Source organism: Acetomicrobium sp. S15 = DSM 107314 (genome assembly GCF_016125955.1).
GTDB classification, from domain to species: Bacteria; Synergistota; Synergistia; order Synergistales; family Thermosynergistaceae; genus Thermosynergistes; species Thermosynergistes pyruvativorans.
Map to the genome: position 1 here is coordinate 1 of NZ_JADEVE010000086.1, position 369 is coordinate 369.

Genomic DNA, 369 nt, shown 5'->3' on the forward strand with positions numbered 1-369 from the left:
GATAAGACCATTTGAGCCCTCCATGGGGTGGATTGATGGAAACCCTATGCACGAAGAGTCTCTCTCGGCAGCTAAGATGGCAAAAGTAGATTTCATAGTTAATGTGGTGAATAACATACCAGAAAAGTTGATAAATTTCCGGGTTTATCTGGATGGAACAGATCTTCTCGGGGTGGCAGACGTGGACCTACCAAACCTCGAGGGCTTGACCGACGCTGTCAGGGGTGCAGGAATTGCTGGCGAAATAGATAGTCCGGCATTGGGACATTACTCTCCAATGACCTTAGGTCTCAACTGGCGGACAGTTACTGGAACCGTTACGCATCTCGCGGCTCCCATAGAACATCATCTTGTACTCAGGGGTTCTAT

Annotated in this window: 1 protein-coding gene; it reads left to right on the plus strand. The window is 48.5% G+C overall.

The window, feature by feature from the left end:
* A partial coding sequence (locus EZM41_RS02380; protein WP_232618982.1) for a phage major tail tube protein occupies window positions 1-369 on the plus strand: 369 nt, incomplete at both ends.